The organism is Lewinellaceae bacterium, assembly GCA_020636105.1.
GTDB lineage: Bacteria > Bacteroidota > Bacteroidia > Chitinophagales > Saprospiraceae > BCD1.
In genome coordinates, this window is sequence record JACJYL010000001.1 from 3,488,200 (window position 1) to 3,507,058 (window position 18,859).

At 44.6% G+C, this 18,859-nt stretch carries 10 protein-coding genes; 8 read left to right on the forward strand and 2 right to left on the reverse strand.

Features of this window, described 5'->3' with window-relative positions; all coding sequences use genetic code 11:
• Positions 1 to 7 precede the first annotated feature (7 nt).
• A complete protein-coding gene (locus tag H6571_13180; protein MCB9324684.1) occupies positions 8 to 4,024 on the reverse strand; it encodes a tetratricopeptide repeat protein in 4,017 nt (1,338 codons plus the stop codon).
• 447 nt (positions 4,025 to 4,471) lie between these two features.
• On the opposite strand from H6571_13180, the gene H6571_13185 reads away from it, so the two are divergent.
• The 4 genes from H6571_13185 to H6571_13200 all read left to right on the forward strand — a co-directional run bounded on the left by H6571_13185 (position 4,472) and on the right by H6571_13200 (position 10,376).
• The gene (locus tag H6571_13185) at positions 4,472 to 5,827 is read left to right on the forward strand and encodes an FAD-dependent oxidoreductase (GenBank protein ID MCB9324685.1); all 1,356 of its coding nucleotides are present in this window, start codon (positions 4,472 to 4,474) and stop codon (positions 5,825 to 5,827) included.
• Positions 5,828 to 5,952: 125 nt separating this feature from the next.
• Complete coding sequence (locus H6571_13190; protein ID MCB9324686.1) at positions 5,953 to 6,477, forward strand: hypothetical protein; 525 nt, start codon at positions 5,953 to 5,955, stop codon at positions 6,475 to 6,477.
• A 953-nt stretch (positions 6,478 to 7,430) separates the two neighbouring features.
• Entirely contained in the window at positions 7,431 to 8,876 is a 1,446-nt protein-coding gene (locus H6571_13195) for a TolC family protein (GenBank protein ID MCB9324687.1), read from the forward strand.
• Positions 8,877 to 8,990: 114 nt separating this feature from the next.
• Positions 8,991 to 10,376: an efflux RND transporter periplasmic adaptor subunit gene (locus H6571_13200; GenBank protein MCB9324688.1), complete on the forward strand. Its 1,386-nt coding sequence runs from the start codon at positions 8,991 to 8,993 to the stop codon at positions 10,374 to 10,376.
• A 110-nt stretch (positions 10,377 to 10,486) separates the two neighbouring features.
• Here H6571_13200 and manA read toward each other — a convergent pair whose 3' ends face one another.
• A complete protein-coding gene (gene manA, locus H6571_13205) occupies positions 10,487 to 11,698 on the reverse strand; it encodes a mannose-6-phosphate isomerase, class I (protein ID MCB9324689.1) in 1,212 nt (403 codons plus the stop codon).
• A 153-nt stretch (positions 11,699 to 11,851) separates the two neighbouring features.
• Between manA and H6571_13210 the strand changes: the two genes are divergently transcribed.
• From H6571_13210 to H6571_13225, 4 genes are all read left to right on the forward strand, one after another.
• A complete protein-coding gene (locus H6571_13210; GenBank protein ID MCB9324690.1) occupies positions 11,852 to 12,820 on the forward strand; it encodes a CHAT domain-containing protein in 969 nt (322 codons plus the stop codon).
• 12 nt (positions 12,821 to 12,832) lie between these two features.
• Positions 12,833 to 13,027: a hypothetical protein gene (locus tag H6571_13215; GenBank protein MCB9324691.1), complete on the forward strand. Its 195-nt coding sequence runs from the start codon at positions 12,833 to 12,835 to the stop codon at positions 13,025 to 13,027.
• A gap of 34 nt (positions 13,028 to 13,061) precedes the next feature.
• A complete protein-coding gene (locus H6571_13220) occupies positions 13,062 to 16,016 on the forward strand; it encodes a leucine-rich repeat domain-containing protein (GenBank protein MCB9324692.1) in 2,955 nt (984 codons plus the stop codon).
• A 133-nt stretch (positions 16,017 to 16,149) separates the two neighbouring features.
• Positions 16,150 to 18,846, forward strand: a complete 2,697-nt coding sequence (locus H6571_13225) for a caspase family protein (protein MCB9324693.1) — start codon at positions 16,150 to 16,152, stop codon at positions 18,844 to 18,846.
• The last annotated feature ends 13 nt before the right edge of the window (positions 18,847 to 18,859 follow it).

The following is an 18,859-nucleotide window of genomic DNA, read 5'->3' on the forward strand; positions in this document are numbered from 1 at the left end:
GGATATCTCACTCTTTTTCCAGCAAATCAATCCGATTGCCAAAGATAAACTTAGGGGTGGAAGCGAAAAGCTTACGGTATATCGCCAGGGCCTGGTTCCTGTAATCCTTATTGGATTTATCCTGCTGATACAATTCAAAATAAGCGGCGGCTTTTTGTTGCTTGCCGGGTTGTTTTTCCAAAAGCGTTAAAATTACCTTACGCGCCTGCTCCGGTTTTGACTTGAGGAAAAGAACTTTTGAATGTAATATCTGTGCCTCAAAAAAAAGATCGGGATTCGCCAGTGTGCCGGCCAGGGAAAGCGCTTCTTCGGTAAGGCTGTCAAGTTCTTCGGATTTATTAAGCGCCAGGAGCACTGCACCTTTTTCCACCAGGCTATAACCCAGTACGAGGCGGTTATTGATCTTCCTGGTCACTTCGATGGCGCGGTCATAAAAATGCAACGACCGGTCGTATTGTCCCTGGAAATAAAAAATATCCCCAAGGGTATTGACGGCTTTGGCGATGCCTTTTTGGTAACCAAGTTGTTCGCAAAGCATAAGGTTTTTCTGAAGGTATTCGATGGCTTTGTGGAACTGCCCTTCGATGCTGAGTTGTTCCCCTATCAATCCCAGGGCAATGGCCGTTCCTTGCTTATCGCCCATTTCTTCACACAATTGAAGATCCTTATGGAAAAGATCCATTGCTTTTTCATAATCCCCTTTACCCTGGTAAACCGAACCGATGCAACCAATGGCAATGGAAGTGAGCAGCTTGTTGCCCAGTTCTTCACTAAGGGCCAGCCCTTTTTCAAAAGTTTCCAGAGCGGCATTGTAGTCTCCTTTTTCGAGAAAAACGATCCCCGTGTTGGTGTACAACACGGCCATCCCCGGTTTGTCTCCCTTTTTCCTAGCAATCTCGAGCTGTTTAAGCTGTACATTTATCCCATCATCGTAATTCCCCCTGTTCATATGAGTCAGTCCCAGGTTGGAAACGATGGGAGCCATCCCGCTCGTCGAATCCAGCTGATGATTAATATTTATACTCTGTTCAAAATAAGCCTTGGCTTCTTCATAATTACCTTGCCGGAAATGAAGGTCGCCAATATTGCCATAAACTTTTGCAATACCAATCTGATCCTTTGCTGTTTCAAACAGCCCGGCAGCCACCTGGAGTTTATTCATAGCTTCGGCGTATTCCCCTTTGAGCGTCATTACCCGCCCGATATTGTTGAGTACTCTGCCGGAAAGTATTTTATCTGCGGATTTATTGGCCAGTTTAAAAGCTTTGTTGAAAGACTGCTCACTTTCCGGCCATTGTCCGATGATTTGCTGAATCTTTCCCATCTTAATATAGATCAGGCAAACCAGTTCGCGATCTTTTTTCTTATCCAGTTGTTGGATCAACTTGGAATAATATTCAATAGCCTGTGCGTTTTGGTAATTGGCCCGGGCACGATCTCCGGCTTTCTGCAGGTATTCGGAGGTCTTCTCGGGCACTTCCGCCTGCTCATAATGAAAAGCCAGGTCAGCGTACCGTTCCTCAATTTCTTCTGAGAACAAATTCTCAATGGCCTCGGCGATCAGCCGGTGCAATTGCTTGAGCCGGGTATTCACCTGCATTCCGTAAACAGCCTCCCGCAATAATGAATGCCGGAATATGTACCTCAACTCATTCATCGCCCTCCATATCTGGACCCTTTCGGCAGATTTTATTTGCTGGTTGAGCAAAATGCCGGTGTCTCCGTTTTGCCGGATGAATTCATCCTGAACTTTCATGACCTCAGAAAGGATGGGCACTTCAAATTCCCTGCCGATCACTGCGGCGGCTTTGACGGTCTCCTTGACGAGATCGGAAAGGCGGTCAATACGGGCGGTGAGGATGGCATTGATGGAGTTTGACAATTTTATATTTTCATCTTTTATGGTCCATTCCTTGCCTTTGAGTTCGAGTAATTTACTTTCCGAAAAGTATTCTATAATCTGTTCCAGGTAGAATGGATTATTGTTGGATGTACGCATGAGCAGGTCGAGGAACTCCTGTTTTATTTTCCCTCCAAGTATCGATTCGGCAAAAGAACGTACGGCATCCAGACTCAATGCCTTAAGAGATATTTCCAGCGTGGTCAGTTCATGTACTTCGACCAATTCCTTGTTGACTACATGTGAAGTAGAACCATCGTCATTAAACCGGGAAGTAACGATTAAAAAGATCGGGTATTTTCTCATTTGCCGGAGCAATTCCCGGAGTAGTTCATTAGAGTTTTCATCCGTCCAATGCCCATCTTCCAACTCAACAATAAGCGGGCTGCAAATGCTTTCGGCAATCAGGAGGTTGAGGGTGGCGGCAATGGTATTCTGGTAGCGTCCGGGGGCATCGAGCTGCTCCCACAGGGAATCCTCGTAATAAATGCCGAGCTGGGCCGCCAGGATGGAGGACGTTCTTTTTAATTCCTTGAGAATTTTTCCGTCATCGGCGGGGTTTTTCAACAGCTTTTCCTCCAGTTGCTCCAGCCGCGACTCAAAACTGCCCCGCTTATCGACAATCGTTGCATCGGGAGACTGATCGAAATAATTTTTCAGAAAATAGACAAAAGGGTTGAAAGGTTTACGAAGAATCTGGTCCGACTGGCAGGAATACCATTGGGTCCGCCCTTTTGCGGTGAGCCTGTTTTTCAGCTCATACATCAGGCGGCTTTTGCCCATCCCCGCTTCTCCAAACACATAAGCTACCCCCGGGCTTTTGCCCTTGAACAAAGGCTGAACAAACTCATGCAATTGCCGGAATTCATCTTCACGGCCGACAAACTTACTGTCGTAGGCCGGCCAGTCGTCAACACTGTGGCCGAGCAATTTGAAGGTTGGCACATCCCCCTGGATGCCCTTGTACTTTACATCCCCTTTATGGGAAAAAATAAACAGGCGGTTATGCTGAATCTCTTTATCCACTAAAACTTCTCCCCATTGAGCACTGGACATCAGCCTCGCGGCAAGGTTGACCCGGTTGCCCACACAGGCATACTGACAACGTTCCAAACCACCAACGATACCGGTGAAGGCCGTACCGATGGTAATGCCTGCTTTGAATTTTAAGGTAGATTGATTTTGCAACGGCTGGAGATCCTCCCTCAGCGCCAGGATGAATTCCAGGGCGCGTTCCACACTGTTTTCAAAAGTTATGGGCGCCCCAAAGAAAATGGCCATCACACCGCCTTTATCCCCGAAATCTATTTCCTTGAAATATCCTGAGAAATTCTTGACCTGGTCCAAAACGATGGTGGAAAACTCATCCAGCAAATCATGGGTACCTACTCCGGAAAATGAAATAAAAACCGAAATGATCGTCCGGAATTCACCGTCCCCTCTTGAGTCGAGTACTATTTTAGGATAAAATTTGAGCGCAGATTTCCTGTCTAAATCAGGCAGGTCAATCAGCCCGTCAATTTTGGGAAGGGTTATTTTCCCTCGTTCAAGTTTATAATAGGGTTGTTTAATCTTACGAAAGGAAAAACCTTTCTGCTCCAGCCGCCCTTTGAGTTGTTCATCTAAAATGACCTCCTGGTTGTCGGCCTCATTCTGACCGTAGGCACAATGATCAATGGGGGCTCCCCTGAAGTAAAAAGCTTTTCGTTTTTTTCCGGTAATGCCCCATTCAACTTCCCCCACGGAAAGGCCCACTTTGATGCCAATGGTAAATTCTTCGAACTCAAATTTCCGGTGACTGAAAAGTTCGCAGGCCAGCAGGGCCGTTTCGATGAGTTCCTCCGGGCCATGGAGGTCTTCTTCCCGAAAGATAGCCGTAAAGGAATCGCCTGCAAAATAAGGGATGAAACCTTTCCGGGCATAAACCAGGTTAACAAGCGGGGTAAATATCTCGTTCAGGATATTGGACAAACGTTCCGAGCCGTTGCTGCCCTCGCGCATCAGGGCCTCAGTAATAGCCGTAAAGCCCGAGAGGTCGACAAACATCGTATAGGCTGACAGGTAGCCGTGTTGTTCGCCACTCAGGTGTTTTTGTTCAATAAAATATGGAATGAGATTTTTCATAAAAAAATTGAGTGGAAAATTACAAAGAATCCCTTGAAGAAAAAGGTAAAATTTAAAATAATAAATTAAAAAGGAGAAAGAATTGGTGGTCAGATCATACAAAACCATGAAAGGAAATTGGGAAATGGTGATGGTATTTGATGTCCAAAGCTTGTCGACAATAAAATAAAAAAAGGTCGATCGGTTAAGCGTTTTCGCTTAAGCGGGTTATGCTTGCAGGACTTGCAGCCTGTCCAAAGCCAGGTGAATCTGGGCGTTAGAAAAAACCCCGGATAACCAGAGCGGAGCGGGCCGTAGGCCCCTCGCTCGACCAAATCCTCTGCAACACAATAATTACGTCCAAAAAAAGACTTGCGCCCTCAGGAAATATTATTTAACTTGTTGATAAATAGTGGTCAGCATCTAAAGTGGACACTTAAATTCTTAACCAACACCTAATTAAAATCCATGACTACAAGAAGAGATTTCATTCGAAAAACCGCCATAGTATCCACAGGAATGTTAATGGCAAATTCATCATTTGGGGCGATCCACATCGGCAGGAAGCCCAAAGTGATCATTATTGGAGCAGGGTTCGCGGGATTGTCTGCAGCCTATTATCTTCATAAAAAAAATATTGAATTTATAGTACTGGAATCAAGAGACAGGATTGGAGGTCGTGTTTTTTCGCATACGATGGATAAAAATGAGCACCTTGTGGTTGAATTGGGAGCCGAATGGGTTGGGGCATCACATGAGCGGTTAATTGACTTAACTCAAGAGATGGGGCTTACCCTTGAAAACAACCAGTTTGATACCCATCTGATTTACAAAGGGGGCTATTTTAAGCAAAATGAGTGGGATTATTCAGCCGCCTGGAAAACCAAGTTCGAAAGTTTGCTAAAAGACTACCAGCATATGACAGAACGGGACAAAAAGAAACTGGACAAAATAGATTGGTGGCGTTATCTTGTAAATAATGGCTGTGACGGACGAGATCTTGACATAAGAGAATTATTGGACAGTACAGATTTTGGAGAGACCATCAGGTCTGTGTCCGCCTTTTCAGCCTTGGCAGAGTATGCTGAAAGCAGTCCCAAAAATGAGATGGACTATAAAATAAAGGGAGGCAATGCCCTTTTGGCAGAAAAACTGGCCGATAAGATAGGAAGGGATAAAATTAAAACCAGCTGTAAAGTTGGACGAATCGTTCAGGGAAAGAAAGTAAACGTTTATTGCTTAACCGGAGAAACCTTTGAGGCCGATAAAATTATATGTACCGTGCCTACATTTGCCGCTAAGAAGATAAAATGGGAGCCTTCTTTACCCCCGGAAATGAGCATGGCCATGGATCAGTTACAATATGCGAGAATCAATAAGAACCCTGTGTTATTCAACAATAGATTCTGGAAGGACGAGCGTTTTGATATGGTGACAGATACTCCCGCACACTATTTGTACCACGCCACAAAAAACCAATTGTCACAAAAAGGGGTATTGATCTCCTATACCATTGGAGATAAGGCCGCTGTCATTGCAAACCAATCCGATGACTGGAAAGCCAATATGTTACAACAATCCTTATCCCCCTATTTTGGCGACATAAAGAGCATGATCGAAAAACAGGTTAATTATTATTGGGGGGTGGATGAGTATTCAAAAGGCGCTTATGCCATTTATGGAAAAGGGCAATGGTACGGCATTCAGCCGATTTTAAATAAACCCTTTTTAAACACCCATTTCGCAGGGGAACATTTAGCGGACTGGCAAGGCTTTATGGAAGGAGCCATCAATACAGGGGAGGATGCTGCAGCTGCGATTTAAGTAGTTTTCGGCTTACCCCCTGATGGCCGAAGCATATCGACAAAAAAATAAAAAAAGGCCGATCGGTTTAGCGTTTTCGCTTAATCGGGGCAATTATTATTGTTACAACGCTATCAAGCTGTCAAATGAATAAAAAAGAAATCTTGAAGACGGTATATAACTACTACCCTAAGAATATTCCTTCTCATGATATTTTGTACAAAAAATCTATAGAATATCAAAGATTAAAAGTTATTCTTGAAGCCCCCCCTCATAAGGAGGCTGCTACAAATTTATTTGATGAGTTGGTTGTTAAGTATGGTGATAAATGCGTTAAGGATATGACTCTTTTTGGATGGGGAAACCCTTGTTATCATTTTCGGGTAAGCATTTTAGATAAAGAAAAAAAATGGAATACATATGTTATTTTCATTAGTGTAATAAGCGATTATTATTACATTTATCTAAATGATGATCTATGGAGGATAAAAAATCTAAAAAATAACGAGGATTTCAGAGAAATAAATAAAATTGTAGGGAAAAACTTCTCAAACCATAAGGAGCTTAAGCCTTTAGTTGCAAAGAGTATCATTCCAGATATTGATTATGGACATAAATACTTTGGAGAAGTAACGATACTCCATTGTTTATTTACTGATCATATATACTGATCCCCCCCCCTGATGGCCGAAGCATGTCACACTAGTCGATGGTCAAGGCTTAAAGCTTTGACCGGAATATGCCCCTGATGTCCGAAGCATATCGACCAAAAAAAAAAAAGGTCGATCGGTTTAGCGTTTTCGCTTAATCGGGTTATGCTTGTAGAACTTGTAGCCTGTCTAAAGCCAGGTAAACCTGTGCCTTAGAAAATACACAGACAAAGAAACGAAAACAAAAAGCCTGGCCGCGCGCCGGGCTTTTTGCCTTCAGGTAGAACGACAATCGGTGGACTGTGGATTTTCGTAATACTATTGATATATTGATTTGTGATGCAGAAAGAGTTATTTTTGGCCAGATGGCATGACGAGCGTATGGGGTCGAAGTTTAAAGCCTGTCTTCAGCGTCATCAGGCAGGCTGCGACCATCGGCTTTTTGTTTTTTTTTTGAATATGCTTCGGAGATCGGGGTAAGTACTTGGACAAATTAAATGAACAATGAATTATCTTTAGCTACCCCGACCTTATTGGTTTTTAAAAATTAACCTACGAATTAAAATTAGGTGCAGAGCACCTTAATCTGTGTTGGCAAAGAAAGGAAAAGGAGATTCAAGGTGCAGCGCACCGCAACCTAAATCTTCGAACATCGAAAAAATGTGGCGGTGCGCTGCACCTTAGATAGATTTTAAAATTTTTTTACAACAAATTTATCGGTGCTCTGCACCTATTACAAAATTCGGCGGTTATTAAATCAAATTCAATAAGGTCGGCGTAGCTGAGTCTTTTGGTTTTATTCGTTAAAATTGTTCTGTTACTTAAGCCTCCTGCCATTTCCTCCTCATCCACTTATCGTCGAATAATATTTCCGCCAATCGAATAATCCTACCCTTTGATATAATTAATTCGCTGTTTGATAGACAGTGTTTTAGTATTGTGCATTCTAATAAGGACAAACGGAAAAATTTAACATGATGCGAAAAATACTTTTGATCACCGCAGTGATCTTCTTTGTTGTTGCCCAATCTTCTGCACAACAAAGCTGGTCTCTCGAGAAATGTATCAACCACGCCCTTGAAAATAACTTAATGCTCAAAATGGCCGAGACGAATATTGCCGGGGCCGAATTGAATTTAAAACAGGATAAAGCTGCCCGAATGCCGCGTCTGAGTGCTTCCACGAATGCGGGGTTGCAGTTGGGACGTACCATTGACCCGACCACCAACGCTTTTGACAACCAGACCATCGGTTTTAACACCTTTGGCCTGAATGCCAGCGCTACCCTTTATAACGGTAATGCCATCAATAATTCTATTAAAAAAAGTAACCTGGACCTGGAAGCCGCCAGACTGGATGGTCAAAAATCCTCCAATGACCTGGCTTTGAGTGTTGCCAATGCCTATCTTTCGATTTTGCTGGCCGACGAACAATTGAGGAATACCGAAAAGAGACTGGAATTGTCGAGAGAGCAGTTGGCACAAACCGACAAACTCATCCAGGCTGGTTCCCTTCCGGAAAACAACCGCCTCGACTTTTTGTCCAGAATCGCCCAGGATGAACAATTGCTCATCGAAGCCCAAAACCTGTTGGCCACTTCGTACCTCAACATAAAACAACTGCTGGAACTGGAACCCGGCACGCCGTTCGACATCGCGAAACCTTCAGTCTCGGTGCCTGTCGATGATCCCGACCAATACAAATTGGAAGAAGTTTATGCCACCGCTCTCGGATTGCAGCCGGGTGTTCGTGCCGCTGAATTACGCATCGAAAGCGCTCACCTGAACGAATCCATCGCCAAAGCCGGCTTATTGCCTTCTGTGTCTGTTTTCGGCGGCCTGAGTGCTAATTATTCAAGCATTTCAAAGGATTATGCCAATCCTGATTTGAGCAATGCGACCCTGGTTCAGGGGCCCTCAGTTCCTGTTATTATTAACGGAGAGGATGCTACTGTATCTCAATATCAATACGAGGGAATCATTTACCCTGAAAAGCCTTATTTCAACCAGCTTTCAGAAAACTTTGGCCAGAATATCGGCATCAACATCAGCATCCCGATCTACAGCAACGGCCTCAATCGTATCAACCTGCAAAGAGCCCGACTCAACTCCATCAACCAGGAAATAGGCAGCCTTCAAACCAAAAACAACCTGAAAGCCGATATTCAGTTGTCGATATCCAATGCACGCTCAGGAAAAAGGTCTTACCAGGCGGCACTCAGATCCCTCGAAGCGGCACAAGCGGCTTATGAAAATGCCAAAAAAAGATTCGACCTCGGGTCCATTAGCACCTTTGAATTCTCCACAGCACGAAATACTTTTGACCAGGCGGAAGTCAGCCTGATCAGAGCAAAATACCAGTATATTTTCTTCCTCAAAGTAGTCGATTTTTACCTGGGCAAAGAAATTGTACTGGATTAATTTATCACCCAAAAAAATTAAAAAAATGCTTCATTCTGTGTTCGGATAATTACATCGGTTAACGAATGAGGAAAGCAAATTTTAAAATAGCATAAACAAAAATAAAGTATTACAATGGCAAAACGGAAAAATACCCTGATTTACGGCCTGGTTGGAGTCATCGTCCTTCTAGCAGCCCTGGCTGCCTGGAAAAACAATTCCAAACCAAAAGGCGAAAAAGTAATCGTTGAAAAAGTAGAAAAAAGAACCATCCAGGAAATTGTCGCAGCAAGTGGAAAGGTATTCCCGCAGACGGAAGTAAAGATCAGTTCCGACGTATCGGGAGAGGTGGTTGAACTTTACATTGCCGAAGGAGACTCGGTGGTATTTGGTCAGTTGCTTGCAAAGATTGACCCGGATGCTTACCAATCACAGGTAGAACGCGGTACGGCTAACGTCAACAGCGCCAAAGCCCAATTGAGTAATGCCATAGCCGGGATCGAAACCTTTAAGGCCCAGAAAGAACAGATTACAGCTCAGCTCAATAATGCACGTACCATCCACAAACGCAACGAGGATCTGAAAAAAGAGGGCGTCATTTCCCAGGCAGACTACGATGCCTCACTCGCTACTTTGCGCGGCCTCGAAGCCAATCTTCGGGCAGCAGAATCCAACATAAATTCCGGGGAAGAATCTGCCAATGCGGCCAGGTATTCTGTTGAAAGTTCTCAAGCCATGCTCCGAGAATTACAGACCAGCCTTAAAAGGACGACGATCTTTGCTCCGGTAAGTGGTATTGTCTCTAGCCTGAACGTCGAACAAGGCGAAAGGGTGGTGGGAACCATACAAATGCAGGGAACGGAAATGATGCGTATTGCCAATTTGAATGCCATGGAAGTCAGGGTGGATGTAAGTGAAAATGATATCCCCAGTGTAGTCCTGGGCAATGAGGCCGAAATCGAAGTGGATGCTTACCTGGGCCGTACCTTTAAAGGCCATGTGACACAGATCGCTCACTCTGCCGCCAACAGCGCGACAGCTTCGCTTACCTCTGACCAGGTGACCAATTTTGAAGTCCGCATCAGTATTGACCCCGAATCCTATAAAGATATCGTCACCAAGGACAAACCGTATCCTTTCAGACCAGGAATGTCCGCTACCGTGGAGATTAAAACCAAGTCAGTGGAAGACGTCTTAAGCATCCCCATCCAGGCCGTGACAACCCGTGAAAAAGATGCCCAAAAAAGTAAGGCTCCTAAAAAAGAAGGAGAAGAGGAAACTAAGGACGAAAAAGACCTTCTTGAAGTGGTCTTCATCGTAACAGAAGCCGATACGGTTAAAATGATGGAAGTCACCACAGGCATCCAGGATGATGATTATATCCAGATCCTCACCGGGTTAAAAGATGAAGAGGAAGTCGTCACCGGACCCTACACCGCCATTTCCAGGAAACTAAAACAAGGCGACAAAATCATCAAAACTTCTGAAGCCGATTTTTATAAAAGCACTAAAAAGGAATAACGTAAATTTTCCTTAAAACAAAAATCCCGAATTTTATCTGATCAGATGAAATTCGGGATTTTTGTTTTATGAAAAGAGATAAACCGCCCTGACGATTGAACCTTGAACCTTCAACAGACCATCATAAAAGGCACTCCTGCACAAAATAATTCCCCTTCACCTTCCATGTTCACCAAGGAGGTGTCAGGCACAAAAAAAGCTTCTCCTTTTGAAAAGGGAGATCCTTCACCTGTGCTAACATTTCCTTCCAGCACAAAATAAATTTCAGGGCCGGTATTGGGCATGCGCTGATATTGCTGCCCTTTTTTCAACACCAGGTGAGACAATTGAAAATCAGGCGCAGGAGTTTCCACTTTCGACCTGATTGCGTTTATCGAAACGGGGGTCAATATCTTCGGAATCACCGATTCAAAACGGACGTGTTTCATCAACTCAGCCACATCTACGTATTTGGGGGTCAGCCCTCCGCGAAGCACATTGTCCGAATTGGCCATCAATTCCACATTCACCCCTTCGAGGTAGGCGTGTAATATTCCGCTATCCTGGAAGACCACTTCTCCCGGTTTGACATTCACCAGGTTCAAAAAATAAACAGAAAAAATGCCCCGGTCGTAATTGCCGCCCTGGGTAAAATCGCAAAAAGCCCTATGAGCCCAAAAGTCCGGATGGTCTTTTTTTAGCAAGCCTTTTTCATAGGAAATTTTGAGCCTTTTTTCCAGGGGTTCCAGTATTTCATTCACCCTTTCCTGGGACAACTCCATAACATGCCGATACAGGCGTGCGATATCATGATCCGTACCAAAAACAGGTCTCAGTCCGGCAAATTCAGGCACACTTTCCAGCAATTCGTTGATAGATTTTATGTTACGAAACCCGTGCAGTAACCAAAAATCGGTCAGCGCCCACATCAGCTCAGGTTTGTGATTGTCATCCTTGAAATTTCGATCAGGAGCCTCTATTGGAACACCTTCTTTTTCTTCTGCATAAAACCCCTGTACCGCCGCGCTTTTATTAGGATGCACCTGTATAGAAAGCATCTTTTTTACGTCAAGGACCTTAAATAGAAAGGGTAACTTACCCCCAAACCGTTTGGCTACTGCATCCCCAAGAGCAGCGATTGGATTTGAAGTCACCCATTCATCCAGGCGTTGCCAGCCCTGCGCTGTCAATACCCGGGAAGGGCCTTTGGGATGTGTTCCCATCCACCATTCTGCGACAGGCTTTTTGTCTTCATTGTTTATGTCCAACAGGTCAGGGATGAATTGGGTTCCCCCCCAGGCATAATGCTGGAGGACTCCTTTAAGTGGGAAAACGGTTTGCATATCTTTTTCTTTGATCCGATGTAAAACTCCTTCTTTTGATACAAATTCAAAAATATCAGCCGCTTTATTTCATAAACAAATGGCTTTTTGGTTTATCTTTATTGCTCGCAGCCACTTTTTTCAGGCAGCAATCATCACAACGGAACCTAAAACATGACCACAAAAGAAGTACGGAACCTTATAGGGCAAGGCAAACTGGACAAAGCCATCAAAGCCATGGAACTCATGGCAGAAAATCAGGATAACAATGATGCGGCGAATGCCGTCATATTACAATCTGCCCAGTACTACCAGAACGAAAGAAACAACCTCCAGGGGACCATCACCGGAGCCAATTACAATATGACGAGGGCGAAGATTGCCAATGCACTCCTGTATTCACTTGACGACCTGCAGGATGACGATACCAGAGAGGAGGCCGCAGGCGTTCAGACCCATACCATAGTCGATAACCTCGTCGATGCAACGAAACCTTCCGGGTCAAAAACTGTGTTGTTCCTGGCATCCAATCCTTCCCAAACCGGTAAACTGCAACTGACACATGAGTTCGCAAGACTCTCCCAACAACTGCAGGACAGTGATTTCAAACCTAAAATGGAGGATGCCATCACCTTTACCAATCTTCAGAAATTCATCCTCCAGGAAAAACCCGGAATTGTTCATTTTTCAGGGCACGGAGAAAAATTAGGCGCAGAAGTAAAGGATGCCCTGAGCCGGGGTGGACTGAATATTGACGATGAAAATCAAACCGTTGATACAGGAATCATCCTGTTCAGCGAAGACCTGCGCGAACCTTTTTTGGTGAGCACGGATGTCATCGGTCATTTGTTCAAAAGCATGGTCAAAATACAGAATGTGCCTATTGAAACGGTCATCTTCAACTCCTGTCATTCGGAGGCCCAGGCCCAGGCTGTCTCCCAATACGTTCCCAATGTAATTGGCACCAGTTATGCCGTCAAGGACAATGCCGCCATTGCTTTTTCCACCAGTTTTTATCTCGGCCTGGCCCAGGGACAGAATGTGCTGCAGGCGGTCAACCTCGGCGTAGGAAACGCCATGGCGTACAATGAACCGATCGACCGGTTTGTGCTTTATCAAAATGGAGAGAAGGTGGATTTATAAATATTACAACTTATGGGACTTAATTTTACTCCTGAGAAAAACAACACCTTAAAAGAACAGATCGGGAAGGTAATAACCGGTGAATCGACTTCACTCGTGGTCGCCGGTTATGTAACGGAAGAAGAATTTGCTGAAATATTTGAGCTCGAAACATTGACCAGCCTTGACGTTTCTTTCGCCCTGATTTCAAAAAATGAGCTGAGGTAAAACCTGTATTGTTTACCTGTCATTCATACAAAAAATGGCCATAGACATAGACCTTTCATACGATTACTTCAAAACCCTGGAAGCGGGGTTGCCGAAGTTAAAAAACCTCAGGCACCTGTTTCTGTTTGGATGTAATCTGGCTGAACTGCCCGAAAGCATTAAGGAATTGAAAGGACTGGAACTGCTGAATCTTAGCGGTAACCGGTTACAAACTTTTCCGCATATCATTACAACACTTAAATCCCTCCAAGCGCTTTGTATCGATCATTACACCCTTAAAGAGGTACCGGAAGCCATCGGGCAACTTGAAAACCTGAAATTCCTGGCCATCAACCCCATCGACAAAATTATCGTAAAAGATGGAGAAATTTTTTTCCCCGAACGCATCGGCATTGATTTTGAGATCGATTATGAAGAACTCTACAAATTCACCCATTTGGAAAAGCTGGATCTCGCAGGTGTAAAAAAAGAGATCATTGAAAAAATTGATTTCACCCGTTTTCCAAAACTCACCCACCTCGGGCTTTTCCATTGCAACCTGACGAATATTCCGGCCTCCGTTTTCCAATTGAAGGATCTTGAATACCTGGATCTTGGTGACAACCAACTTGAGACCTTTCCGGAAGAAATGTTCCAACTCAAAAAACTCAAACACCTCCAGCTAAGAAACAATGAAATCAAGGAGGTGCCAAAATCTATACACCGATTTTCTTTTCACGAAAAGGAAATCATACTACCTTATACCAGTTCGGTCTTCCTGGGGCTCGATCTAAGAAAAAACCCCGTTGAGAATGTCCCGCGGGAAATCATCGACCAGGGATTTGCCGCCATAAAAAATTACTTCGCTTCCATAAAAGCCGGAAAGACGACTTCTTTTAACTCTGCCAAACTCATGATTGTCGGGCGGGGCCGTGTGGGAAAAACTTCCCTGCTCAAAAAACTCATCGACCCCTCATTTGATATTTCCAAAAAAGAAGAAGACAGCACCCGAGGCATCGACATCCGTAAATGGGTTTTTGAAAATGAGGCCGGCAAAGTTTTTGATGCCCGTTTCTGGGATTTTGGCGGACAGCAAAATTACTACACCCCCCACCAGTTTTTCCTCACCAAACGGTCGCTTTACATTCTCGTTTGGGATGCCATGCACGAAGAGGATCAGCTCACTTTCGGGTACTGGCTCAACCTGATCAAAGTTTTAAGTGACGACTCGCCGGTCATCCTGGTGATGAACAAATCCGATGAACGCACCAAATCGATTGATGAAGCAGGCCTGAAAAAAATGTTCCCCAATATTGTCAATTTCCATAAAGTGAGCTGTAGTAACAACACGGGCATTGACACGCTTCGGCAAGAGATCAAAAAGGTCTTTTGCAACCTGCCACACGTCAATGACCAGCTTTCTTTCACCTGGAAATATGTGCGGGAAAGTCTTGAAGAAAAAAGCTTGTCCACCCCTTTTATATCCAACGACGCATATTATTCCATTTGTTCTAAACGGGAACTCGACACTGAAAAAGCGAATTTCCTCAGCCAATACCTTCATGACCTCGGCACCATCATTCATTTCAACAACAACCTAAACCTCCGAAATACGGTCATCCTTAACCCGGAATGGCTCACCAAAGCCGTTTACGCCGTGATTGATGATAAAACGATCATTGAAAACAAGGGGCATTTCACCAATTCGGATCTTGATCGCGTCTGGAAAGACAATTACCCGTCGGAAAAATATGGATTGTTGCTCAATATGATGGAAATGTTCGAGTTGTGCTTTTCCTTTGATCAGGGCAGTAAACACATTCTGCCGCTGCTGTTATCCCCGGAAACCCCGGAAATAAACTGGACTACTGAAGACAGCCTTAATTTCGAATACGAATATGCCTTCATGCCAACAGGGATCATGACAAAATTTATCGTGCGCAACAATAAAAGCATCCTGAACAACAGTACCTTCTGGAAATTCGGTGTATTTTTTGCCTCCAAGGAAATTGAGGCCCTGATCAAAGAGGATAGAAACAAAAAAAGAATATCTATTCAGATTCGGGGTAAAGGCGACAAAAAAGCTTACCTCTCCTGGCTGAGACAGGAAATCGAAACCATCAATGAAGGGTTCTCCAACCTTGAAGTGGAGCAAAAGATCCCATGCAATTGTTCGGAGTGTCGCAATAGCAATGATCCCCATTTGTATAACCACAGCTCGCTTTTGAAACGCAAAGAAAAAGATAAACAAACGGTGGAATGCGACCTGAGTTTTGAAAACGTCAGCATCAGCAGTTTGCTCGATGGGGTCGGAATCGAACCCGTCGAAGCCAGTCGTGCCGGCAAAATACCAAAATCCCCAAAGGAAAAAGAGACCGCATCAAAGAAGGTGCTTTTCCTGGCTTCCAACCCTTCCCAAACGGCAAAGATCCAACTGGATACCGAACACAGCCGGATCACCCAACAGCTTCAAAACAGCTCGTTCAAAACCATCATGGAGCAAGCTGTTACGTTCAACAATCTCCAGAAATTCATCCTGAAAGAAAAACCGGAGATCATCCACTTTTCAGGACATGGGGCGGAGTTGGAAACGGATATTATCAAAGCCCTGGGGGCAACAGGAACGTCCGGAGATAATTTGGATACAGGCATTTTTTTGTTGAGCGAAGACCTGCGCGAACCTTTTTTGGTACAAACCGATGTCATTCGCCAGCTTTTTAAAAGCATGGTCTCCATACAGAATATCCCCATTGAAACGGTTATTTTTAACAGTTGCCATTCCGAAGCACAGGCCAGGGCAGTAGCAGAATTTGTGCCCAATGTAGTGGGAACGAGTTATTCCGTTAGGGATGAGGCTTCCATTGCTTTTTCCACAGGCTTTTACCTCGGCCTTGCAGAATCCCGGACTATCCTGCAATCTGTCAATCTCGGAATGACCAACGCCATGAGCAAAGGAGTACCCCCGGATCGTTTTGTACTATATCAAAATGGAAAACGTGTTGATTTGTAAGGTGAAGGAGATTGAGGAAGATTGAAATCGTCCGAAGAGAGATCCTCGTGCACGTAGTACCGGAACAACCTGAAACCATTTGAACCATATAACACCGTATCACAACATCAAATAATCAATCCATCAAAATATCATGGCCGACACCAAAAAGAAACTTTACGCCCTCCTCGTAGGCATTGACCAATACCAACCCAATGTACCCATAATGCCGGGTTGCAAATTCGGCCCCTTAGCCGGCTGTGTCAATGATGCGAATACTATGCTCAATTACCTGAAAGCTGAAGATGGTTTTGACCTTCATTTCCTTTTTTTGAAAAATGAAGAAGCGACCAAAGAGGCAGTGTGCGGAGCCATGAGGTCGCACCTCGGCCAGGCCGGTGAAAATGATGTAGCACTTTTTTATTATTCCGGTCACGGCATCCAGGAATATGCAGACCCTGAAGTGTGGCGGGAGGAAACTGACGGGCGACTGGAATGCCTGGTTTGTTATAACGAAACAGCAGACAAACCCTGCCTGCTCGCCGATAAAGAATTGCGTTACCTCATCCATGAAATAGCCCAGGGCACCCAGGCGGCTCCCAAAGAAAAACCACCCCATATCCTTACCATGTTCGACTGCTGCCATTCCGGCGACAATACCCGAAACGGGTTTATGAGCAATAACGATACCCGCGAACGCCGCATCAAGTGTGTCGCGCCCCAACGCAACTGGTCGGATTATGTTTTTAAGGACGATCTGAATATTTCCGAACTCAAAACAAAACCGCTTTCCCAAATCCTTCCAGAAGGGATACACCTGCATCTTTCAGCCTGCGAATCCGATGAATCGGCCCTGGAAGTCAACGGTAAAGGAGTGTTCACCTCCTATCTGATCAATATTCTCAAGCGGGCCCGCGGCAACATCACCTATTACGACCTGATGAGCCAGGTGAGGCATTATTTGAAAAATACTTTTGTGCAAAAACCACAACTGAGGCTTCCCGGTGAAGATTCCAGCGGCAATTTCGCCATATTTCTCAATAAATCAGTCGCGGAACAACCCCTTTACGGGAACGTCATTTACAACTTTAAAAACGGATGGGTACTCGACATGGGCAGCCTTATGGGTATTTCCCAACAAACGAGAAGTGTGGAGGTAACCGGCTCCAATGGGGAATCTTTTACCGCAAAGATCCAACGCATCCTACCCGACGAAACCTGGCTCAAATTCCGTCCTGCGGATACGCCCGACCCGAAACAGGTGTACCAGGCCACCGTAGAAGGCATCATGGCGCATCCGGTAAAATTATTTGTCAACAATTACGATGGGAAAGCCGAAGCCATTAGGGAAATACTGGAAAAATTCCAGGAAAACACCCAAAACATCGTGCTGGAGGAAGCGGAAGAAAAAGCCGATTACAGCCTGCAAATCCGTGGTTTTAGTTATTACATTACCAAACCTTTAGATTCCTTCAGGCCTTTGATAAAACCCGTCGCCTTTGATGCTCCGGATGCCATCGGCACGCTCGTCAATTATTTACGCCACATTTCACAGTGGGAATATGTACGTAGACTGAAAAATGCGCATACCTACCTTTTTCGGGGAAATCCGATTGCTGTGGAAGCCTTTCTCGGTGGGCAAAACGGCTCCCCAATAGAGATAGAATCCGGCACCATCAACCTTCACCCACTGCAGCAGACCGGCGGAAATTGGGGGGGGAAAGTAGCCCTGAAACTGACCAATACTTTTACCAAAAAATTATACGTCAGTGCACTTTATCTGCCCATCGAATTCAGGGTTTACCTCAAAGGCATCGAGCCACAGGTTTATGGCCTGGAAGCCGGGGAATCGATTTGGTTGTTCAATTACCGGCAAGGGGAGATAACATTTTCCATTGATGAAATCGCCAGGAATTACAACTGGGCATCGACCGTGGACTTTTTTAAAATCATTGTGAGCACCGCTCCCTTTGATGTTGCCCGACTGGAGAAAAAAGCATTGCCTAAACCTGCTTTACTGAGTGACGATCACCGTGGGACAACCAAAGGACTGGATATTGATGAACCACAGCCAGCATTGGAAGGCGATGACTGGACCACCCAGGACATTACGTTAAAATTCCACAATCCTTTGTTTAATAAAGCGGAAAAAGATACCCTTCTCGAAATGCTAACAGTGGGCTCCATGAGTGGTTTTGCCACCCAACTCTTTTTTGAAGAAAATGAAGGATTTGAATTAAAACTCAGGAAGGAGATTCAAATAGACGAAGGCGCCGCAGCTATCGGATCTATTGAAAAATTCGCTGCTGAAAAATCCTCAGAATTTCAGGCACAGATGTTCAAAAAGCAAAAAGGCCTTTATAAAAATGTCAAAACGATGGTCACCCTGGGCGACAGCTGGCTTCACGATGATTCGGTCAGGAACTTATCGGCCAGGTTTAGCGGATATTACAATGTTTTGCCAATTAAAGGTACCTTTGAGAGGGCCGATGAACTCGAAAAACAACTGGTCAACAACAAGGGGCAAACAGTCGTCATTAGCATAGGACTGAAAAATATCCTTGCCGGAAAAACGGAGCCCGTTTTGGAACGAATAGAAAAGTGGGTAAAACTGTTGGAGGACAGTCCGGTTATGGTTCACGGGTATGATTATTTCAATGAACAGCAAGCTACCCGTTCCGCCATTGACCAGTTTAATGAGTCCTTGAAGGCCTTGTCCGGGAATTATCCGAACTTTAAATATATTGACCTTCGCGGCAGCCTCAAACCAGAACAATGGGCATCCGAAACTCTACCCAATGAAGATGGTTTTGAAAAACTGGCAGGTCAATTTTTGGCGCTCTTAAAATAAATAATTCAAACAC